This window comes from Azoarcus taiwanensis (assembly GCF_012910885.1).
Lineage (GTDB): Bacteria > Pseudomonadota > Gammaproteobacteria > Burkholderiales > Rhodocyclaceae > Azoarcus_F > Azoarcus_F taiwanensis.
In genome coordinates this window covers 1-20,447 of record NZ_WTVM01000073.1, presented here as the reverse complement: position 1 = coordinate 20,447, position 20,447 = coordinate 1, and the positions used below count along the sequence as shown (strand labels likewise).

The 20,447-nt window shown below is 65.9% G+C and carries 18 protein-coding genes; 5 read left to right on the top strand and 13 right to left on the bottom strand.

Annotation, left to right across the window (positions count from 1 at the left end):
• The 9 genes from GPA21_RS12520 to GPA21_RS12480 all read right to left on the bottom strand — a co-directional run.
• Positions 1-1,548: complex I subunit 5 family protein (locus tag GPA21_RS12520; protein ID WP_168988487.1), on the bottom strand; the 1,548-nt coding region annotated here is incomplete at its 3' end.
• Positions 1,545-3,044: a complex I subunit 5 family protein gene (locus GPA21_RS12515; protein ID WP_168988486.1), complete on the bottom strand. Its 1,500-nt coding sequence runs from the start codon at positions 3,042-3,044 to the stop codon at positions 1,545-1,547. The genes GPA21_RS12515 and GPA21_RS12520, both read right to left, overlap by 4 nt.
• Positions 3,041-4,510: a complex I subunit 5 family protein gene (locus tag GPA21_RS12510; protein ID WP_168988485.1), complete on the bottom strand. Its 1,470-nt coding sequence runs from the start codon at positions 4,508-4,510 to the stop codon at positions 3,041-3,043. Before GPA21_RS12510 ends, GPA21_RS12515 begins: the two co-directional genes overlap by 4 nt.
• Complete coding sequence (locus tag GPA21_RS12505) at positions 4,507-4,803, bottom strand: cation:proton antiporter subunit C (protein ID WP_168988484.1); 297 nt, start codon at positions 4,801-4,803, stop codon at positions 4,507-4,509. The genes GPA21_RS12510 and GPA21_RS12505 overlap by 4 nt, the downstream gene beginning before the upstream one ends.
• Entirely contained in the window at positions 4,800-5,510 is a 711-nt protein-coding gene (mbhE, locus tag GPA21_RS12500; protein ID WP_168988483.1) for a hydrogen gas-evolving membrane-bound hydrogenase subunit E, read from the bottom strand. The genes GPA21_RS12505 and mbhE overlap by 4 nt, the downstream gene beginning before the upstream one ends.
• Entirely contained in the window at positions 5,507-5,782 is a 276-nt protein-coding gene (locus GPA21_RS12495) for a Na(+)/H(+) antiporter subunit B (RefSeq protein WP_168988482.1), read from the bottom strand. The genes mbhE and GPA21_RS12495 overlap by 4 nt, the downstream gene beginning before the upstream one ends.
• Positions 5,779-6,099 carry a monovalent cation/H(+) antiporter subunit G gene (mnhG, locus tag GPA21_RS12490; RefSeq protein ID WP_168988481.1) on the bottom strand — a complete coding sequence of 107 codons (321 nt, stop codon included), beginning with the start codon at positions 6,097-6,099 and terminating at the stop codon, positions 5,779-5,781. Before mnhG ends, GPA21_RS12495 begins: the two co-directional genes overlap by 4 nt.
• Entirely contained in the window at positions 6,086-6,373 is a 288-nt protein-coding gene (locus tag GPA21_RS12485; protein WP_168988480.1) for an MrpF/PhaF family protein, read from the bottom strand. The genes mnhG and GPA21_RS12485 overlap by 14 nt, the downstream gene beginning before the upstream one ends.
• Positions 6,370-6,912 carry a Na+/H+ antiporter subunit E gene (locus tag GPA21_RS12480; protein ID WP_168988479.1) on the bottom strand — a complete coding sequence of 181 codons (543 nt, stop codon included), beginning with the start codon at positions 6,910-6,912 and terminating at the stop codon, positions 6,370-6,372. Before GPA21_RS12480 ends, GPA21_RS12485 begins: the two co-directional genes overlap by 4 nt.
• Positions 6,913-7,163: 251 nt before the next feature.
• Here GPA21_RS12480 and GPA21_RS12475 point away from each other — a divergent pair, with 251 nt between their 5' ends.
• Positions 7,164-7,469, top strand: coding sequence for a hypothetical protein (locus GPA21_RS12475; RefSeq protein WP_168988478.1), 306 nt, complete (start codon positions 7,164-7,166; stop codon positions 7,467-7,469).
• 228 nt (positions 7,470-7,697) lie between these two features.
• Positions 7,698-8,165, top strand: a complete 468-nt coding sequence (locus GPA21_RS12470) for a helix-turn-helix domain-containing protein (protein ID WP_168988477.1) — start codon at positions 7,698-7,700, stop codon at positions 8,163-8,165.
• A gap of 18 nt (positions 8,166-8,183) precedes the next feature.
• Here GPA21_RS12470 and GPA21_RS12465 read toward each other — a convergent pair whose 3' ends face one another.
• On the bottom strand, positions 8,184-8,534 hold the full coding sequence (locus GPA21_RS12465; protein WP_246261934.1) for a hypothetical protein: 351 nt from the start codon (positions 8,532-8,534) through the stop codon (positions 8,184-8,186).
• A 44-nt stretch (positions 8,535-8,578) separates the two neighbouring features.
• A complete protein-coding gene (locus tag GPA21_RS12460; protein WP_168988476.1) occupies positions 8,579-9,043 on the bottom strand; it encodes a transglutaminase-like cysteine peptidase in 465 nt (154 codons plus the stop codon).
• 452 nt (positions 9,044-9,495) lie between these two features.
• Here GPA21_RS12460 and GPA21_RS12455 point away from each other — a divergent pair, with 452 nt between their 5' ends.
• A complete protein-coding gene (locus tag GPA21_RS12455) occupies positions 9,496-15,477 on the top strand; it encodes an excinuclease ABC subunit UvrA (protein ID WP_168988475.1) in 5,982 nt (1,993 codons plus the stop codon).
• 149 nt (positions 15,478-15,626) lie between these two features.
• Complete coding sequence (locus GPA21_RS12450) at positions 15,627-16,316, top strand: cytochrome b/b6 domain-containing protein (RefSeq protein WP_168988474.1); 690 nt, start codon at positions 15,627-15,629, stop codon at positions 16,314-16,316.
• Between the two features lie 64 nt (positions 16,317-16,380).
• Here GPA21_RS12450 and GPA21_RS12445 read toward each other — a convergent pair whose 3' ends face one another.
• Entirely contained in the window at positions 16,381-16,851 is a 471-nt protein-coding gene (locus GPA21_RS12445) for a c-type cytochrome (RefSeq protein WP_168988473.1), read from the bottom strand.
• Between the two features lie 449 nt (positions 16,852-17,300).
• On the opposite strand from GPA21_RS12445, the gene GPA21_RS12440 reads away from it, so the two are divergent.
• On the top strand, positions 17,301-18,956 hold the full coding sequence (locus GPA21_RS12440) for a methyl-accepting chemotaxis protein (RefSeq protein ID WP_168988472.1): 1,656 nt from the start codon (positions 17,301-17,303) through the stop codon (positions 18,954-18,956).
• Between the two features lie 51 nt (positions 18,957-19,007).
• On the opposite strand, the gene GPA21_RS12435 is transcribed toward GPA21_RS12440, so the two are convergent.
• Positions 19,008-20,447, bottom strand: a 1,440-nt coding sequence (locus GPA21_RS12435; RefSeq protein ID WP_168988471.1) for a DegQ family serine endoprotease, incomplete at its 5' end; no start/stop codon positions are given.

The window sequence follows — 20,447 nt, the reverse complement described above, 5'->3', positions numbered from 1 at the left end:
CGCGCCGCGTATGCCTCGTCCGATGCGCAAGACCATCTTTTCGATCGGCACGACCAGATCGCCGGCTGGAATCGACAGAGGTTTCAGTCTCGGGGCGGCGAGCACGGCCAGAATCAAGCCGACTATCACCGGCCAGACCAGATCCGGCAGCTTGTCGGCGCTGGGCAGTGCTCCAGTGACCAGCGGCACCGCGAGCGCTCCGAGGACGCTTGCCGCGGTGACCAGACCCCAGCCGATCCAGGCTTCGCGTGTGGTGCCGGGCGCGCGGTCGTGATCGCGCAGCAGGTGGAGCCAGCGCGCCATCAGCAGCGTGGTGCCGATGGCGGCCACACCCAGCAGCATGGGCAGCACGGTCCACCATGCGGCCACCGGCCCGGCAGCATCGATGACGCTCTTGAGAGCGTTCTTCGCGGCGGCCCCGCTGAACATCAGACCAGCGAGCGAGAGCGCAGGCAGCGCGAGGACCAGCCACAGCAGGCGGTTGGCGAGCGGGTGAGCCATCGGGCCGGCCAGGCCGGTGCCAAGGAAAAGCGAACCCTTGGCGAGTCCGTGGTGAAGTGCGTACAGCGCGATCGCGCTCGCCATCAGCGGCCAGATTTCGGGCGCGCCGAATCCGACGCCGATGCCGACCGTCATCAGACCCATCTGGCTGACGCTCGAGTAGGCGAGCACGGTCTTGGGCCTGGTCTGGTTGATGCCGATCAGTGCGGCGCCGATCGCGGCCACCAGTCCGGCAACGATCAGTATCGTGCTCCAGCCGCCGAGCGCCACCAGACCCAGCGGCAGTGTGTGCATCCAGCCGAGCAGGCCGGCCTTGATCATCGCGCCGGACAGTACCGCGCTGGCCGGGATCGGTGCCACCGGGTGTGCCAGGGGCAACCACATGTGCAGCAGCGGCAACCCGGCCTTGATACCGAAGCCGGCGAGCAGCAGTCCGATGGTGAGGTCCCGGTGCGGTGAGCTTGCGATCACCGCCGGCAATTCGGCCAGCAGCGGCATCAGCGGTGAGGCGAGGCGGCTCGCGGCAAGCAGCAGGCCGGCGATGATCAGCCCCTCGCCGATCACCGCCATGACAAGATAGATCCGGCCCGCGCGCAGGGCCTCCGGTGACCGCGTATGGATGACCAATCCGTAGCCGGCAAAGGTCATCAGCGCGAACGCGGCATAGAAGCTCGCGACATCGGCGGAGAGGATGAGGCCGTAGTTGCCGGACATCGTCGCCAGCCACAGCAACCGGAACTGGTTGGCACGCTCGTCGCCACGCAGGGTGTCGCGTGCATAGATTCCGGCGCCCAGCCAAAGCAGCGACGACAGGCCGAGAAACACCCGCGAGGTGTCGTCCAGCACCAGCACGCTGCCGAAGATGATCCAGTCGAGGTGCACCGAGGTATCGCCGCCACCCAGCGCGAGCATCAGCGGCGGGATTGCGACCCAAGGGGTCCAGCAAACGATTCGGCAGCGCCACGGCGGCACGCACCAGGCGAGCATCATCACGATCGGCAGCGCCGGCACGAGAATCAGGCCGAAGGCGTCGATCGCCTCGCTCATGGCAGGTATTCCCTGAGAATGACGACCTCCGCCCAGTAGAGCGGCGAGAAGGGCATGCCGGCAAGCAGCCCGGCGCCGACGCTGAACCCGGCGGTGACCAGCGCCGGCGCGAGCAACAGCGGGTGGGTGTCGCGGTGCTGTTTGTACTGTTCGTCCGGCCACTCGCCGCGCTGCGGCCGGAACCAGATGCGGTGCAGGATGGGCAGGAAATAGGCAGCGTTGAGCAGGCTGCTCGCGATCAGTACCGCCACAACCCAGGCCATGCCGGCATCGAGTGCGCCGATGCCGAGATACCACTTGGTGACGAAGCCGGCCAGCGGCGGGACGCCGATCATGCCGAAGGCGCCGACGGTGAAGGCGACGCTGGTCGCCGGCATGCGCCGGCCGGCGCCGTCGAGTTCGTCGATGCGATGCACGCCAAGCGTTTCGGCATAGTTGCCGGCGCAGAAGAACAGCGTGATCTTCATCAGGCCCTGGTGCAGCAGATGCACCAGGCCGCCCGCGGTGCCGACCGGCCCGAACAGTGCGATGCCGAGGATCACGTAGGACACCTGGCTGACCGTGGAGAAGGCCAGCCGGCGCTTGAGATCGGTTTGTGCCAGCGCGCGTATCGAGCCGAAGAGGATGGTCGCGCATGCCAGCCAGGCCAGTGGTTCGAGCAGGCCAAGCTGCCACGCGAACTCGATGCCGTAGACGTCATAGACGACCCGCGCGATGCCGAAGGCGCCGGCCTTGACCACCGCCACTGCGTGCAGCAACGCGCTGACCGGCGCTGGTGCGACCATCGCTGTCGGCAGCCAGCCGTGCAAGGGTATCAGCGCTGCCTTCACGCCGAGGCCGGCAACCAGCAGCACGAAGATGGTTGTCAGCAGCGTGGGGTCGACATCCTCCAGCGCCTGCACCGTCGCGCCCGCGTCGAAGGCCGGCTCGCCCACCAGGCTGGCGAGCAACGCCAGGCCGAGCAGCAGCACTGCGCCCCCGCCGAGCGTGTAGATCAGGTAGATGCGACCGGCGCGCAAGGCCTTCTCGGTGCCACGATGCACCACCAGCGGATAGGTCGACAGCGTCAGCAGCTCGTAGAACAGGAAGAAGGTGAACAGATTTCCGGCCAGCGCGATGCCGACGGTGCTCGCGACGCACAGGCTGAAGAAGCCGAAGAAACGGCTTCGGTTGGGCGCGTTTTCCAGATAACCGATCGCGTAGATCGTCGTGAACAACCACAGCAGCGACGACAGCCCGGCGAACATCATGCCGAGCATGTCGGCACGCAGCACGAAATCGATGCCTTCGAACAGGCTGTGGCGAAGTTCATAGTGCATGCCATCGAGCACACCGAGTGCCATCCACACCACCAGCGCCAGCTTCAGCAGCGCGGCGGTGAGGTTGAAGACCGTGCGCAGGCCGTGCCGGTGTTCGCGCAGCAGAAATATGCCGACTGCGGCGACCAGCGAGGTCGCGAGTACCGCGAGCGGCAGCCAGGCGTTCGTCCCGCTCATTCGCTTACCCCGAATGGCGTGCCAAGCCGCAGCCAGGTCAGCGGGCCGTGGGCGGCGAGGCCGATCATAAGACTGACCAATGCCAGCACCAGAGCGGTGATCTCGAGTGCCGCGGGCGGATCCTCGAAGCGGTCGCGTTTCGGCCCCTCGATGAAGGCATGGCGAAAGACCTTGAACACATAGGCCGCGCTCAGCAGGCCGCCGCCGATCAGCACCGCCACCCACAGCCAGCCGCCGCCGGCGAGCGCGGACTGCATCAGCAACCACTTGGCGCCGAAACCGCCACTAGGCGGCAGGCCCATGATGCCAACTCCGGCGATACCGAAGGACAGCAGGGAGAACTGCCGGTAGCGGCCGATACCGGCGAGATCGGCGATGCGCGGGCTGCCGATCGCCAGGATCAGATTACCGGCGGCCAGAAACATCGCGGCCTTGGCCAGCGCGTGAGAGATCAGCATCAGCATCGTGCCGTCCCAGGCCAGTCGCGCCGCCGCCTCGCCGGTGCCGATGGCGAGCGGGAAGAACAGGAACAGGTAGCCGATCTGCGCGACCGTCGAATAGGCCACCAGATGCTTGAGCCGGCTCTGGCGCAAAGCCTTCCAGCCGCCCCAGAACACCGCGAAGGCGCCGAGCAGGCCGAGCAGGGTTGCCGCGGTCGACAGCCCGGGCGGCGCCAGGGCGAACCACAGCCGCAGCATGATGAAGAACGAAGCCTTGATGACCAGCGCCGAAAGCAGCGCACTGACCGGTGTCAGCGCCCCGCCGTGGGCTGGTGGCAACCAGGCGTGCAGGGGGAACAGCGCGGTCTTGAGTGCGAGGCCCAGGCTCATTGCCGCCAGCGCTACCGCGGTGGTCGCCTGTGCGTGATCGGTTTGCGCGAGATGCGCGAGTGACAGACTGCCGTGGCCGCCGTAGAGCAACGCGACCCCGATCAGATAGGCGAGCGAGCCCAGCAGCGCAGCAAGCAGATAACGCATCGCCGCCGCGAGCGCCTCGGCGTCGCCGCGCAGTGCGACCAGCCCCACCGCAGCCAGCCCGAGCAGCTCGATGCCGACGTAGAGGTTGAAGATGTCGGTCGACATCCAGATCGTGTTCAGCGAGGCCCACAGAAACCAGAAGAGCGCCCAGAAGTACTCCGCCTCGGCATGACCACGCAGGTAGGCGGCGGCGTGAATCGCACAGGGCACGCTGATCGCCACCGTCAGCAGGGTCATGCCGACCGCCGGCCCGTCGGCCTGCAGCGCGATGCCCAGCGGTGTCGCCCAACCACCGAGTGCGAGCACGAACGGCCCATGGGTTGCGAGTGCCGCACCGAGCATCAGCGCGAGCAGCGTCATTGGTGCCAGCAACACCAGGCTGGCCGCGGCGCGCAGGCGCAGCGGCAGCAGCATCGTGAGCACCGCCGCGGCGAGCGGCAGCATCACCAGCCAGGCCAGCAGGTTGGCGGTCGCCGGCTGAACCGTCATACGTCCTCCGGCAACTGGCCCTCGCCGCTGACGCGATACCAGCGACGGAAGATCACCAGCGCCAGCGCGGTCGAGGCCACTGCGACCACGATGCCGGTCAGCACCAGCGCCTGCGGCACCGGGTCTGGTCCGCGCCCGTCCTGCGCGAGACCGACCAGCAACAGAAAGCAGCCGCTGCCCATCACGTTGAAGGCCAGCAGCCTGCGCAGCAGATGACGATGCACGATGAAGGCGAACAAACCCATGGTGCACAACAGGATGCCGATACAGGCGTGAAACAGGGCGGTACTCATGCGCCCCCCCGCGGCTTGCTGCGGCGGTCCTCGAACACCGGGCCGTCGACCTGCGGTGGGGCCAGGCGGAACAGGGCCAACAGGCCGAGCGCGATCGACACCGTCAGCGCGATCTCGACCACGATGACGATCGTCTTGGCCAAGGTCGCCGGGTGGTCGAGCATCGCGTGGCCGGCAAGCGCGGGCAGAACTGCAGCGGCGACGAACACCGCCAGGCCGAGCGCCAGCAGAGCATGAACCCGCCAGGCCCTGTCCAGTCCGCCCACGCGCAGCCCGGCGAGCCGCAGCGCCAGACCACTGGCTGCCAGAATCGCGCCCGCCTGGAAGGCGCCACCCGGGCGAGTCGCACCGGCCCACAACACGTAGGCGCCGACGAGCAGCATCAGCGGCAGCAAAAGGCTGATCACAGCGCGCAGCAGCGGGGTATCCAGCCCCATGCGGTCCGGCCCATCAGGCTGGGCTTCACGCAGGGCGTAGGCGACGATGACCGCGAGCAACAGCACACCCACCTCGAGCAGAGTGTCGAAGCTGCGAAAATCCAGCAGCACCGCGGTGATCGGATGCAGCGCGCCCGCTCCTGCGATCTCTGCCTCGACCAGTGCCGGCAGGTTGAGCACCGCCGCCGGACGCTCGATTACCGCCAGCGCCAACGCCAGCGCAAAGCCCAGCGCGGCGGTGGCTGCGGCGGCGAGGCGAAGCCGGCTCATCGTGCGCCCTCCCCGCCCTGGCCGTTGGCCGGTTTGCGATAGCGCCGACGCAAATAGCCCAGCGTGTCCAGCAACAACACCCCGGTGATGCCGGCCCCGATTGCCGCTTCGGCCAGCGCGATGTCGGGTGCCTCAAGACGCACCCACACCAGGGCCATGCACAAGCCGAAGACGATGAACATCACGATCGCACGGAATAACTCACGCGACAGCAATGCGAGCGCCGCCGTGGCGCACACCGCGAATCCGAGCAACAGGTCGAAGGGGCTCATCGCGCCTCCCGCCCACGGGACCGCGACCAGGGCAGGACGCCTTGCCGCCTGGCCGCTCGGGCGACCAGATAGCCAGCGCAAGCGCTGCCGATGAGTGCCAGCAGCCAAATCAGCAGCAGCTTGAGTGCGGTCGCGACCGAGTCGACGCCGACCAGCAGCCCCAGCATGACGAGTCCGAGTCCGAGATTGTCCGCCTTGGTCAGTGCGTGGATGCGGGTGTAGACATCCGGAAAGCGAAGCACGCCGACCGAGCCGACGACGAAGAAGGCCACGCCCGCAGTGATCAGCGCGATCCGAAGCAGCTCAATGGCGCTCATGATCGTCCTCCGCGGCGTCTTCCGGATCCCACAGCCGGGCGACGAAGGCCAGCACCGCGAGCAGGGCCAGCAATGCGAACACCAGCGCGACATCGCGCAAGGCCGGCATCGCCAGCCGTTCGGCGAACACGACCAGCAGGCCGATGCCGGTGGTGCCCATCAGCTGTGCGGCGAGCATGCGATCGGCGAACCCGGGACCGCGCCAGATCCTCAGCAGGCCTGCAAGCAATGACGCCAGCAGAATCAGGGTGAGCACATCCAGAGCGAGCGTCATTCAGGCGACTCCGATTTCACGCAATCGACCTGCAGACCGAAAAGTCGTGCGAGCTCACTTTCGGCCTGCGCCACATCGCCGGCGACATCGCCTCCGGTATCGAGGCAGTGGAGTTCGAGCGTGCCCGCGGCCATGCGCACGCTCAGAGTGCCCGGTAGCAGGCTGATCACCAGCATCAACCACCAGGTGGGCGCGCCCACCGGCAGCGCGGGTCGCAGGCGGACCATGCCGGGGTCCAGGGGCAGCGCGGGGTGCAGCGTGCGCCGTGCCACGTCCCAGCCGGCACGCAATGACTGCCAAAGAAACCAGCCCGCAAAGCGGGGCAAGGCCAGCAGCCTGATGCGATGCGCCGATGGTGGCGCAAGGCGCAGACTCAGCCATGCGGCACCCAGTGCCACCGGTACGCCAAACCCCCAGCCCTCGCCGTCTGCCAGCACTGCCCAGAGTCCACACAAGAGCAGACCGCGCAGTGCGAGCGGACCGAGCGTGCCCCATATGCGCGACCGGTCTGTGAGTTCGTGGGTCGAGCGTGTGCTCATGCTCCTCCGGGCGATTGGGTAAAGGCCATTGTCAGTGTGCGACGAGCGGCACACGACCAAAGGTAGCGGAATTCCACGCGACGTGCCACGAGACCGGTCGGCTCGAGGACTGTTGCGTCGCAGCGACCGACGATACTGCCTCGACCTTGCCATGAAGAAAATGTCAATAACTTTCTTGACATTTGATTCAGGACACCTACAATGAGAAACGTATTGTGCACTGCAACAAAATTTTCAACCGGAGGAATACCATGACTGTTAAGCCCGATTTCCAGAAGCCCGTCGAAATGATGCAAACCCTGATGTCCATGCAAGCCAACGCCATCGGCAAGACCATCGAACTGCAGAAGAAGAACAGCGAAGAGCTGATGGCCTTCTTCCAGGCCGAAGTCGAGAAAGCCAAGACCCTCAAGACCCCGGAAGACGTGGTCAAGTTCAACGTCGACGCCAACACCAAGCTGTTCAACCTGATCAAGGCCCAGGGTGAAGCCTTCACCCAGTTCGCCACCCAGGCCAGCCAGACCGCCATGGCCGAGCTGCAAAAGCTCGCCAAGTAATTGGCTTTCGCGCCGGTTTGTCCGGCGCGACGAGAAACCCCGCCGGTTCGCCCGCGGGGTTTTTTTGCGTGCATCGTAGAAAGAGGGCGTATGCCGTATCGCGAGAGCGGTGGCACACTGGCCCCCGACAGCCGCTGTCGTGGCGCTGTCGCCCTGCTGTCGTCTGAGTGTCGTGGTAGTGTCGGGCGGGGTGGTCCTAAAGTGAGGGCGTGATTTCAAGGAGTCGACATGCAAGTGCAAAAGCTCAGGCTGCAACACGGATGGTCGCAACAACAACTCGCCGAGCTGAGCGGTCTGAGCGTCCGCACCATTCAGCGCATCGAGAATGGTCAGACCCCGAGCGTGGAGTCCCTGAAGTCGCTTGCGTCGGTCTTCGAGATCGACTTTTCAGCCCTTTCCAGCGAGACGACCATGACCGCCAGCCAGACAATCGACCACGACGAACAGCTTGCCCTCAAACGGGTGCGCAAGCTCAAAGGCTTCTACATCCATCTGTTCAACTACGCCATCGTGATGGTGGCCCTGGTGGTCATCAATCTGATGACCAACCCGCAGACCCTGTGGGTCGTATGGCCGGCGCTCGGCTGGGGGCTGGGCGTGCTGCTGCACGGTGCGCGGGTGTTCGAATGGATGCCGTTTTTTGGCGCGCAGTGGGAGCGCAAGCAAGTCGAGAAACGCCTTGGCCGGCCGCTTTGACTCGAACGCGGCACGCGGTCAGCGCCGCCCGCTGCGCATTGCCGCCACGGTTTCCTGCAAGCTCTGAGGCGTCACCTCGGCCGCGGCCACCGCGTCAGCAGCGACCAGTTCAATGCGATTGAACACACCTCGCCGGAAAGGCCGGGTCATCGCCGGGCCGTTCTTGCGGCTGAAGAAGCTGCCCCAAAGCCCGCGTAAGGCCATCGGCACCACCGGTACCGGTGTGCGCTCGACGATGCGCGCGATGCCGGGGCGGAAGGGGTAGAGTTCGCCGTGTCGGTGATCCGCCCTTCCGGGAAGAGGCCCATCAGTCAGCCCGCTTCGAGTGCGCGGGCGACCTCGTCGACACGCGAAAGCGGCATGTCGCATCCGCGCGTGAACATCCGCTTGACCGAGGACTCGGCCAGCCCGAATCACTCGGCTTGCCTGATGGGCCTATATCGGATCCAGCGTCCATCCGATCCCTCACGCCGCTCGAAGCGGTAGGGAACAGCATCCCAACAGCGCAACGCATCGTCCAGGTTGTCGAGCAGGAAGGTGCCCGCGGTGGTTTCCGCCAACAGCAGCGTGTGCGCAAAGAACTTTTCCGTGTGGTGCACGATAGCCAGCGTCAAGGCTCCACGGGGCAATCCGAGCGCGACCAGGCGTTGGCGCTTTTCCAGCGCGAAGTCTTCGCAGTCGCCCACGCCGTCGGCCGGATAGCACCAGAAGTCTTCGACGCCACGCGAATCCCAATCCGGCTGAAACTCAATCTCGGCATTGACTTCCCGGTTGACGCGCGTGAGCGTCATTTCCGCATCTTCAGTCCACTCGAGTATGGCTTCTCCACCCGACGCGCAGTGCCCCGGGTTGGCGTTGCAGAAATCCTGATATTGCATTGGAGGTGGTTCCATCCGGAGCACCTCTATCTCAAGCGCCCTGCATGCGCTGCGTTCGCTTGCCACGCCTGTCGGCGCCACGCCGAGGACAAGTGCGCTCAACGTCAAGCGCTGCAACAATCGGGGTGTGCAACCGAGTACGCGTTTCAATGATTCTTCCACCCAGCCAAGTCCCTGTTCAAACAAGCCGTTTGCCCGAAAAACTGATGTGCGAAAACCCCCTTCTTGTCTTGAGGCCAAGCTACTGGATAGCGACGATCCGATCGTCCGACCAGATCGTACCTCCTTAGAATCCTGCGGGCATTAATGCACCGTCGGGCACCATTGGAGCGCCCCCGGCAGTGTTGCGCCTGATCGCGATAGCACCGATGTTCCGCGAGTTGTCTGTCTATCGCCCGGGAACAGCGGCGGGCTAGAATCTACCTGCCCTTCCTCACGGTCTCACTTCCCCCATGTCCGACTCCATCCGCATCCGCGGAGCCCGCCAGAACAATCTCCGCAACCTGTCGCTCGACCTGCCGCTGAATGCGCTGACGGTGGTCACCGGGGTGTCCGGTTCGGGCAAGTCGTCGCTGGTGTTCGACACCTTGTACGCCGAGGGCCAGCGGCGCTACGTCGAGACCTTCTCGCCCTATGCGCGGCAGTTTCTCGACCGCCAGGACCGGCCGCAGGTCGACCGCATCGAGGGCGTGCCGCCGGCGATCGCGATCGACCAGACCAACCCGGTGCGCACGTCGCGCTCGACGGTCGGGACGATGACCGAGCTGGCGGACCACTTCAAGTTGCTCTATGCGCGCGGTGCCAAGCTCCACTGCCGTGGCTGCGGCGCGCCGGTGAAGCGCGACGACACCGCCAGCATCACCCGGGCGCTGCATGCGCGCTGCGGCGAGGACGACCCGCGGCTGGTGGTGAGCTTTCCGGTGAAGGTGCCGGCCAACTTCACCGAGGACGAGATCACCGGCCTGCTCGACCGCCAGGGCTATACCCGCATCCATGCGCGCGACAGCGGCGCGGACGGGGTGACGCTGCATGTGGTGCAGGACCGCTTCCGTCTCTCGAACGCGGAGCCGGCCCGGGTCGCCGAGGCCATCGAGGCCGCGCTCGGCCACGGCAAGGGGCGGCTCGCCGTGTATGCGGTGCGCGACGACGGCGAGACGGTGTGGCGTTTCTCCAGCGACCTGCACTGCGCGGACTGCGACATCCATTATTCCGACCTGACGCCGGGGTTGTTCTCGTTCAACTCGGCGATCGGCGCCTGTGACACCTGCCGGGGTTTCGGCCGGGTGATCGGCGTCGATTTTTCGCTTGTCGTGCCGGACGAGTCGAAGACGCTGGCCGAGGGCGCGGTCAAGCCGTGGCAGACGCCGAGCTTCAAGGAGTGTCAGGACGACCTCGAGAAGATGGCGAAGAAATACGGCGTGGCGATGGACGTACCGGTGCGCGATCTGTCGCCGGAGCACCGCCACTGGCTGTTCGAGGGCGACGACACCTGGAAGAGCTGGGAGTCGTCCTGGCCGCGCAAGTGGTATGGGGTGCGGCGCTTTTTCGAGTGGCTGGAGACCAAGGCCTACAAGATGCATATTCGGGTGTTGCTGTCGCGTTATCGCAGTTACACCGAGTGTCCGGCATGCCATGGGGCGAGATTGAAGCCTGAGGCTTTGCTGTGGCGTTTGGGTGTTCTCGGGCCTTCGGTTGACGGCGGCCGTGCGGTCCCGGGTACGGGGTCGAACGCGGCTCCTTCGCTGCGAGGCAGAGGCGTCGCCACGATCGACCCCGCACCCGGGGCGGAGTCGCGGTGCGAGGTCGACGCACCGGAAAACCGCGCGCAAACCAACGTATCGGCACCGACAGCCTCCGAACCGACCGAAGGTGCACATGCCCACACGCATGAAACCCAAACCCCGGTAGCGACGGACGCGGGGGGCGCCGGGCTGAGGCCTCTGCCCCGCAGCGAACGAAGCCCGGCGCCCCCCGTGGCCGTCGCGGACATGAGCGCCCACGGTTCCAGTGCAACACCGCACCCACACGCCATCACGGATTTGGCCGCAGTCGCTCAACACAGGGGTCTGGCCATCAACGAACTCATGGCCCTGCCCATCAGCAAGGTCCGGGCCTTCGTCGACCACCTCGACCTCCCCGCCCCGCTAGACGAAGCTACCGAGCTGCTGCTCGGCGAGATTCGCAGCCGGCTCGACTATCTGGGCAACGTCGGCCTGTCCTACCTCACGCTGGACCGCCAGTCGCGCACCCTGTCCGGCGGCGAGGTGCAGCGCATCAACCTCACCACCGCGCTCGGCACCTCGCTGGTGAATACCTTGTTCGTGCTCGACGAACCCTCCATCGGCCTGCACCCGCGCGACATCGACCGCATTCTCGCGGTGATGACCCGGCTGCGCGACGCCGGCAACACCCTCGTCGTGGTCGAGCACGACCCGCAGATGATGCTCGCCGCCGACCGCCTGCTCGACATCGGCCCCGGCCCGGGTGAGCGCGGCGGCAACATCGTCGCCTTCGACACCCCGGCTGTCATCGCCGCCGACCCCGCTTCACTCACTGGCGCCTATCTTGCCGGACGCAAGCGGGTCGACGCCGGCCGGTGGGCGCGACCGATCACCGCTACGACGTCTGCCCTGGTCCTGCGCGGCGCCAGCCAGCACAACCTGCGCGGCATCGACGTGCGCCTGCCGTTGGAGGGGCTGGTGTGTGTGTCCGGCGTGTCCGGCTCGGGCAAGTCCACGTTGATTCAGGACGTGCTCCACCCGGCGCTGGCACGGCACTTCGGCCAGGCGACCGAAAGCCTCGGTGCGTTCGAAGCGCTCGATGGCCTCGAGCATCTCGCTGGCGTGGTCATGGTCGACCAGTCGCCGATCGGCAAGAGCGCGCGCTCCAACCCGGTCAGCCATGTCGGCGCCTGGGACGCGATCCGCAAGCAGTTCGCGGCGCTGCCGGAGGCCAAACAACGCGGCTATACGCCCGGCACCTTCAGCTTCAACGCCGGCACTGGCCGCTGCCCGACGTGCACCGGCTCCGGGTTCGAGCATGTCGAGATGCAGTTCCTCTCCGATGTCTATCTGCGCTGCCCGGACTGCGACGGCAAACGCTACCGCCCCGAGGTGCTCGAACTCGAGGTGCGCGGCCAATCGGTGGCCGACGTGCTCGAGATGACGGTGTCCGAGGCGCTGGCCTTTTTCGCCGATGACGCCGAAATCCAGCGGGTGCTCGCACCGTTGGCCGACGTCGGCCTGGACTACCTGCGGCTCGGCCAGCCGGTGCCGACCCTGTCCGGCGGCGAGGCCCAGCGCCTGAAGCTCGCCGGCCATCTCGCCGAGGCCGGCAAGACACGCGGCAGGGGCAAGAAGACCGACAAGGGCGCCGACCGGCTGCTGTTCCTGTTCGATGAGCCGACCACCGGCCTGCACTTCGAGGACGTGGCAGTTCTGCTGCGCGCCTTCGACAAGCTGCTCGACGCCGGCCATGCGCTGGTCGTCATCGAGCACAACCTGGACGTGCTCGCGGCAGCCGACTGGATCGTCGACCTCGGTCCGGAAGGCGGCGACGCCGGCGGCGCGATCGTCGTCGAGGGTACGCCGGACACGGTGATGGCCTGCGAGGCCTCGCACACCGGGCGCGCGCTGCGCGATTGGCAGGCGGCACTCGCGGCGCCGACCACCGCGCTGGTCGCAGCCGAAGCGCGTGCCGGCTGGCCGGTCACCCGCGCGCAGGCCATCGAAATCCGTCATGCGCGCGAACACAACCTCAAGGACGTCAGTCTCGACATCCCGCGCGACCGCTTCACCGTGATCACCGGCCTGTCCGGCTCGGGCAAGTCCACGCTGGCCTTCGACATCGTCTTCGGCGAGGGCCAGCGGCGGTACCTGGAATCGCTCAACGCCTACGCGCGCCAGTTCGTGCAACCGTCCAGCCGGCCGGACGTGGACGCGTTGTTCGGCATTCCACCCACGGTGGCCATCGAGCAGCGCGTCAGCCGCGGCGGGCGCAAGAGCACGGTCGGCACGCTGACCGAGATCCAGCCCTTTCTGCGGCTGCTCTACGTCAAGCTCGGCACCCAGTACTGCCCGGATTGCGAGGTGCCGGTGGTGCCGCAAAGCTTCGACGCGATCGCGGCGCAAGTCATGCGCGACTACGCCGGCAAGTCGGTCGAAGTGCTCGCGCCGCTCATCGTCAACCGCAAGGGCTTGTACACCGACCTCGCCAAATGGGCGCGCGGTAAGGGCTACGAGCAACTGCGGGTGGATGGCGATTACCTGCCGACGCGCAAGTGGCCGCGGCTGGACCGCTACAAGGAGCATGTGATCGACCTGCCTGTGGGCATGGTCGTGGTGCGCGCCGCCAACGAGGCCAGTCTGCGCACCCAGCTCGCTGAGGCACTTGAGCACGGCAAGGGCGTGGTCAAGGTGCTGGAGCTGGGCGCGGTCGGTGCCGCGCCGCAGAGCTTCTCGACCAAGCGCGCCTGCCCGTGCTGTGGCACCAGCTTTCCGGAGCCGGACCCGCGCCTGTTCTCCTACAACGCCAAGCATGGATGGTGCCCCAGCTGCTACGGCACCGGGCTGGCGGTGTCCGGCCGCATCGAGGATCCGAACACCCTCGATCTCGACGACAACGACGCCGTGGCCGCAGACCAGACCTGCCCGAGCTGCGACGGTGCCCGCCTGAACCCGGTCGCGCGGGCGGTGCGTTACCGCGCCCTCGGCATTCACGAACTGTCGGCGCTGCCGGTGGAGCGGGTCGCCGGCTTCTTCGACACCCTCGAGCTGGAAGGCCGCGAGGCCGACATCGGGCGCGATCTGGTCACCGAGATCCGCAGCCGCCTTGCCTTTCTCGAGAAGGTCGGGCTCGGCTATCTCGCGCTCGACCGGGGCGCGCCGACCCTGTCCGGCGGCGAGGCCCAGCGCATCCGGCTCGCCGCCCAGCTCGGCTCCAACCTGCGCGGCGTGTGCTACATCCTCGACGAACCGACCATCGGCCTGCACCCGCGTGACAACCGCCTGCTGCTCGACACCCTCGAAGCCCTGCGCGACCGCGGCAACACCTTGCTGGTCGTCGAGCACGACGAAGACACCATCCGCCGCGCCGACCATGTCATCGATCTCGGCCCGGGGGCCGGGGTGCGCGGCGGCCGGGTGGTCGCCGAGGGTCGGCTGGAAGACCTGGTCGCCGCGTCGGAATCGGCCACCGGTGCATGTCTGCGCACCCCCCTGCCGCACCCGCTGCAGCCGCGCCGGGCGATGCCGGAGGATCATCCGGCGCTGGTGGTCGAGGGCGCCGATCTGCACAACCTCAAGTTGGTCAGCGCGCGGGTGCCGCTCGGCCGGCTGACGGTGGTCACCGGCGTGTCCGGCTCGGGCAAGTCTTCGCTCGCACGCGACGTGCTGCTGGCCTCGCTGGCGAGTTGCCTGCCCGGTGCGGCCAGTTCGGCGACCGTGGCGCGCGGGCGGGGCAAGAAGGCCGCGACCGGCGGCAAGCCGGCCCACACCGAACCGCAGCTCGTCGGCTGTCGCGCGATCCACGGCTGGCAGGCGGTCGGCCGGGTGCTTGAGGTGGACCAGACGCCGATCGGCAAGACACCGCGCTCCTGCCCGGCGACCTACGTCGGCTTCTGGGACCCGATCCGCAAGCTCTTCGCCGACACCTTCGACGCCCGCACCGCCGGCTGGACCGCGTCGCGCTTCTCGTTCAACACCGGCGCCGGGCGCTGCCCGGTGTGCGAGGGCCAGGGCCAGATCACGGTGGAGATGAACTTCCTGCCCGACGTGAAGCTGCCCTGCGAAGCCTGCGGCGGCGCCCGCTTCAACCCCGAGACCCTGTCGGTGCGCTGGCGCGGCAAGACCGTGGCCGAGGTGCTGGCGATGCCGATCGACGACGCGGTCGAGTTCTTCGAGGCGCACCCCGCCATCGCCCACCCGCTGCGCCTGCTGCAGGACGTCGGCCTCGGCTACCTGACGCTCGGCCAGCCCAGCCCGACCCTTTCCGGTGGCGAGGCCCAGCGCATCAAGCTGGTCACCGAGCTGGCCAAGGTGCGCGGGCGTGCCGGCGAGGGCGCGGCCACCGGTGGCCGCCCGCTGCCGCCGGAGAAGCACACCCTCTATGTCCTCGACGAACCCACGGTCGGCCTGCACATGGCCGACGTCGAGAAGCTGATCCGGGTGCTCCATCGTCTCGCCGACGCCGGCCACACGGTGCTGGTCATCGAGCACGACCTGGACGTGATGGCCGAGGCTGACTGGCGCATCGACCTCGGGCCGGAGGGGGGCGAGCGGGGTGGCGAGATCGTTGCCGAGGGGCCGGTCGAGCAGGTGTGCGACCGGTCTCGCTCCCATACCGCCGGTATACTGGGTGAATTTCTTGCGTCACGGCGGGTCGCAAGCGGGTGCTCGGCCGCATCTGAAGTATCAACCCGGCAATCGGGTTCGTGAGCTGAGGCCATGCACAGCTCCTCCCCCTTCAAGGGGGAGGTCAGGAGGGGGATGGGTTGGAGACCGCCACCCATCAACCCATCCCCACCCCAGCCCTCCCCTTGAAGGGGAGGGAGCGACGATTGCAGACAAAACGAGAGGAAGGGTAAATGGAATTTCGCAAGATCCGGGTGTGGGATTTGCCCACCCGCCTGTTTCACTGGCTGCTGGTCGTGCTGGTCGCTGCTGCGATGATCTCGATCAACCTCAAGACCAACGAGTCGATGATATGGCACGGCCGTTTCGGCCACATGATCTTCGGCCTCATCGTCTTCCGCATCGTGTGGGGCATCGTCGGGTCGACTCACGCCCGGTTCTGGAACTTCTTCCCCACGCCGGGGCGCTTGATGGCTTGTCTGCGAGGCAGCTGGCAGGGTCTGGGCCACAATCCGCTCGGTGCCCTGTCCGTTTTCGCACTGCTCGGTCTGATCGGTTTCCAGGCTGTCACCGGCCTGTTCTCCAACGACGATATCGTGTTCCGCGGGCCGCTGGCGGCGGCGGTGTCGTCGTCGACCAGCAATGACTTGAGCACCTTGCACCGGCAGATGGAGAACTACATCTACGCGCTGATCGCGCTGCATGTCGCGGCGGTGCTCTTTTACGCGATCTTCAAGAAGAACGACCTGATCGGACCGATGATCACCGGCAACAAGAAGGTTGCCGACGACAAGGCTGAACCCGCGCGTGGAGGTGGCTGGATCGCACTCGTCATAGTCCTGGCGATCACTGGCTTCGCGATGTGGTTCTCGAACGGCAGCTGGATTCCGGCGCCCCCGCCACCGCCGGATCTCGGCTGGTAGATCCGGAACCAACAAAAAAAGCCGCCATCAGGCGGCTTTTTCACTCGCTGACGTGATCGGACGATCAGTCCCCGCGGAAGTTCTGGTGACAGCCACGGCAGGATTCCACCAGCTGGTTGAACTGGGCAGCCACCGCTTGCTGGTCGCCATTGACCGCGACCTCCTGCATCTTGTTGGCTTGCTGGATGAAGTTCACCGCGACTTCGCGAACCTTTTCGGGTTCTTCGAAGAAGTTGGCCTTGAGGCGGGTCGGCTTCCAGCCGGTGGCGTTCAGTGTGTCGGGTGAGTAGAGCGCGCCCATGCCGGAGTTGGCGATGGCGGCAATGACGTTAGCCGCTGCGACGATCTGCTCCTGGTTGTAGGGCTGGGCGCCATCGACGGCCATGGCTTTGATCTTGCCCATGTTCCAGTTCATGAAGGTGTAGCCGGACTGGCGGAACTTGACCATGTCTTCGGCGGTGACCTGAGCTTGAGCACCGGCGGTGACTGCGAGGGCGAGAGCGCCAAGGGTGATGCGGAACAGATTCTTCTTCATTGGACGTGCCTCTTGTTGATGAGTGAGCGGGAGCCTTTCGTGGCTGATGATCGACAACGGAGCTTCGGCGAGGTTCATGCAATCGGCAATTCGCTCTGGACCGCTCCGGACAAGCGCGGGCTGGAACTAAAGTTGCTGAAGGAATCGCCGTTAAATGATCAAGCGTGGCGAAACAGTAACTGGATCGAGTGCTGCTCGATGCGAGGACCGGGTCCCTGCATCACGGAGGTCCGCCGACCATCTCGCCCGCAATAATATCAGCATTGACTAAAGTTGTCGGCCGATAGCGCTCGCAGGGTGCCGCGCAATGGAATGCAGGCATGCGCTCCCGGCAATGAACAGCGGGTTTGGGTCGTGAGCGTGCAGTATTACTTTCGATATGTTCACGTCCGCCGTTAAGCTGTACGCGATATCCGAGAATCTGAACGACCTTGAACCGGACCTGGGCCATGAACAAGGAACACGACTTGTCTGTAACAACGCCTCCTCAACGCTCCGCACTTCCAATCTGGGTGAGATTGACGGCCGTAATCTGGCTGATGCTGGTACTGGCCTGGGGTGGCAAGATCGTGTGGGAAACCGGTGTCAACCGCAACATCGCAATCGCACAGGCGACCGATTTTGCGGAAAGCATCAACGAGATGACGATGGCCGGGCTGACCGGCATGATGATCACCGGCACCATCGGCCAGCGTGAAGTTTTCCTGGACCAGATTCAGGAGCTGTCTTCGGTCGGGGAGCTTCGCGTGCTGCGCGGGGACGCGCTGAACCGTCTCTATGGCCCGGGGCTACCAAGTCAGCCGCAACCCGATGCCACCGAGGCGTCTGTGCTCGCGAGTGCGCGGCAATTCGTGAGCGTCGAGAGCGACGCGCGCTTCGGCGAACATCTTCGCGTCATCATCCCGTCGCTCGCTTCGCCCAACTATCTCGGCAAGGATTGCATCGTCTGTCACCAGGCGGCGGAAGGGGAGGTTCTGGGCGCGGTGTCGATGCGCATTTCGCTCGACCGCGCCAACGAGGCGGTCACCTCCTTGCGCAACAAGAGCGTGCTTTTCGCGGTACTCGTCTCATTGCCGCTGATCGGCTTCATCTACTTCTTCATCCGTCGCTTCGTGTCCGTGCCGCTTGCCCAACTGTCGGGCAACCTTGCGGAAATCGCCAAGGGCGAAGGCGACCTGACCCGCCGGATTCCGGCCAAACGGCAGGACGAGATCGGGCTTACCGCGACGACGTTCAACAGCATGCTCGGCACGATAGCCGGACTGGTGCGCAACGTGGATCAGTCGGCCGCTGAGGTCACCCGTAGTGCCGGATCGCTGGCCGATGGTGCGACACGTCTTGCCGCGAGTTCGCACCGTCAGAATCAGCAGTCGCTCAATGCAGCGGGCGCTGTCGAGGGTCTGAACGACAGCATTGCGCATATCGCAGAGAGTACCGAGGAGGTGCGTGCCCGTTCGCGCGAGAGCCAGGCCCGCTCGAATCAGGGGCGTGAAAGCCTGGCACACCTGATCACAGAAGTTGAAGAGGTCGAGCGCGCGGTGCAGCACATGGCCGAATCGGTTCAGGCTTTTGTCGCATCGACTCAGTCAATCACCGGCATGACCAGTGAAGTCCGCGAGATTGCCGAGCAAACCAACCTGCTCGCGCTCAACGCCGCAATCGAGGCGGCGCGAGCCGGCGAACAGGGGCGTGGTTTTGCAGTGGTTGCCGATGAAGTGCGCAAGCTGGCCGAGAAGTCAGCCCGCTCGGCGGGTGAGATCGATGCGGTTACGGCCGAGATCATCAATCGTTCGAACTCGGTCAAGTCGTCGATCGAGCTCGGACTCGAGCACCTCGTGAGCAGTCGTGAAGCGGCGACGACTGTCTCTGGCGTGCTCGAGGGGGCGAACGAGGCGGTAGCGGAGGTGGGCCAGGGTCTCGACCGTATCGCGGCGGCCACCGACAGCCAGCGGACCGCCAGCGAGAGCGCTACCCAGAGCATCGAGGCGATCGCCAAGATGGCTCGCGACAACGATCTTGCGATTGAGGAAACCGTCAGGGCGGCCCGGGCGCTTGAGGAACTCGCGGCCCGTCTTCAGGAGTCGGTGGGCCGCTTCAAGGTCTGAAATCCGAAACGTGACTGGCGGATGCCGGGGGCATCCGCCAGTCAAGCCATCTCACTCGATCCGAACCGGAACGAAGATTCGCGAGTTGCCACGCTGGATCAGCAGGGCGAAGCGCGCGCCGGCGTTCTCAACCATACGTCTGAACTCGGCCACGCTCGTGACCTGACGGTTGTTGAGTGCGAGGACGACATCGCCGGGTCGCACGCCGGCCGCTTCGGCCGGGCCACTGACCGCCTCGACGATGATGCCTCCGGCGACGCCCAGACGGCTTGCCTCACCGCTACCGAGCGCACGTGCAGTCAAGCCCAGCCGACTGCCGGTGTCTTCGCCACGTCCGGGGGGAGTTGCCGCCTGAGCGACGACGTCGGGCTGCATCTCGTCGAGAGTTGCGGTCACGTTGCGCTTGACGCCCTCACGCCAGAGTTCGAGCTCGATGCGGGTGCCCGGCCGCTTTTCACCGATCATGCGCGGCAGGTCAGCCGAGCTGGCTACCTTGACGCCATTGACCGACAAAACCACGTCACCCGGCTGCAACCCTGCCTTGTCGGCCGCGCTGTCCGGCTCAACGCTGGAGACCAGTGCGCCGGTGGGCTCGGGCAGGCCGAAGGTCTGGGCGAGATCGTCATCCACCGGCTGGATGGTCACGCCTAGCTTGCCGCGTTGCACGCGGCCGAACTCGAGCAACTGGTCTTTCACGCCGAGCGCGACATCGATCGGGATCGAGAAAGAAATTCCCATGAAACCGCCGGACCGGGAGTAGATCTGTGCATTGATGCCGATGACCTCGCCCGCAAGGTTGAACAGCGGGCCGCCGGAGTTGCCGGGGTTGATTGCGACGTCGGTCTGGATGAAGGGCACAAAATTTTCGGTCGGCAGACGGCGCGCCTTGGCCGAGATGATGCCGGCAGTGACCGTGTGCTCGAAGCCGAACGGCGCACCCATCGCGACGACCCATTCGCCAACGCGGGATTGCTCGGGATCGCCCGTCTTGACGATTGGCAGGTCCGTCGCGTCAATTTTGAGCAATGCGATATCGGTACGCTCGTCGGTGCCGATGACCTCGGCCTTGAATTCGCGTCCGTCGATGAGCCGGACATTGACCTCGGTGTCGGCCCCACGCTCAGCCACCACATGGGCGTTGGTCAGTACGTAGCCGTCGCTGCTGACGATAAAGCCCGAACCGATGCCACGCGAACTGCGCGGGCCGCGCTCAGGTCCGGGGATACTCGGCACCGGCACACCGAAGCGGCGCAGCAGGTCGAACATCGGATCCTCCATCATCGGACCGCCTTCGGTTGCAGCGATGCGGCGGACGACGGTGATGTTCACGACAGCGGCACCAACCTCTTCGACCAGATCGGCAAAGTCCGGCAGGCCGAAACGATTGGGTTGGACCAGGGTCTGGCCGGATGCTTGCTCGGCGAACGCCGGCTGGGTCGGAAATCCGATGCCAAGCGTCAGCGCGATTACGCCAGCTGTGAGGAGTTTGTG

Coding starts and splice junctions, on each gene's coding strand:
- GPA21_RS12465 (WP_246261934.1), bottom strand. CDS start 8,534: ATGCGACATGCCGCTTTCGCGTGTCGACGAGGTCGCCCGCGCACTCGA.
- GPA21_RS12460 (WP_168988476.1), bottom strand. CDS start 9,043: ATGCAATATCAGGATTTCTGCAACGCCAACCCGGGGCACTGCGCGTCG.
- GPA21_RS12515 (WP_168988486.1), bottom strand. CDS start 3,044: ATGAGCGGGACGAACGCCTGGCTGCCGCTCGCGGTACTCGCGACCTCG.
- GPA21_RS12480 (WP_168988479.1), bottom strand. CDS start 6,912: ATGAGCACACGCTCGACCCACGAACTCACAGACCGGTCGCGCATATGG.
- GPA21_RS12450 (WP_168988474.1), top strand. CDS start 15,627: ATGGAATTTCGCAAGATCCGGGTGTGGGATTTGCCCACCCGCCTGTTT.
- mnhG (WP_168988481.1), bottom strand. CDS start 6,099: ATGAGCGCCATTGAGCTGCTTCGGATCGCGCTGATCACTGCGGGCGTG.
- GPA21_RS12505 (WP_168988484.1), bottom strand. CDS start 4,803: ATGAGTACCGCCCTGTTTCACGCCTGTATCGGCATCCTGTTGTGCACC.
- GPA21_RS12475 (WP_168988478.1), top strand. CDS start 7,164: ATGACTGTTAAGCCCGATTTCCAGAAGCCCGTCGAAATGATGCAAACC.
- GPA21_RS12440 (WP_168988472.1), top strand. CDS start 17,301: ATGAACAAGGAACACGACTTGTCTGTAACAACGCCTCCTCAACGCTCC.
- GPA21_RS12445 (WP_168988473.1), bottom strand. CDS start 16,851: ATGAAGAAGAATCTGTTCCGCATCACCCTTGGCGCTCTCGCCCTCGCA.
- GPA21_RS12470 (WP_168988477.1), top strand. CDS start 7,698: ATGCAAGTGCAAAAGCTCAGGCTGCAACACGGATGGTCGCAACAACAA.
- GPA21_RS12455 (WP_168988475.1), top strand. CDS start 9,496: ATGTCCGACTCCATCCGCATCCGCGGAGCCCGCCAGAACAATCTCCGC.
- GPA21_RS12510 (WP_168988485.1), bottom strand. CDS start 4,510: ATGACGGTTCAGCCGGCGACCGCCAACCTGCTGGCCTGGCTGGTGATG.
- mbhE (WP_168988483.1), bottom strand. CDS start 5,510: ATGAGCCGGCTTCGCCTCGCCGCCGCAGCCACCGCCGCGCTGGGCTTT.
- GPA21_RS12495 (WP_168988482.1), bottom strand. CDS start 5,782: ATGAGCCCCTTCGACCTGTTGCTCGGATTCGCGGTGTGCGCCACGGCG.
- GPA21_RS12485 (WP_168988480.1), bottom strand. CDS start 6,373: ATGACGCTCGCTCTGGATGTGCTCACCCTGATTCTGCTGGCGTCATTG.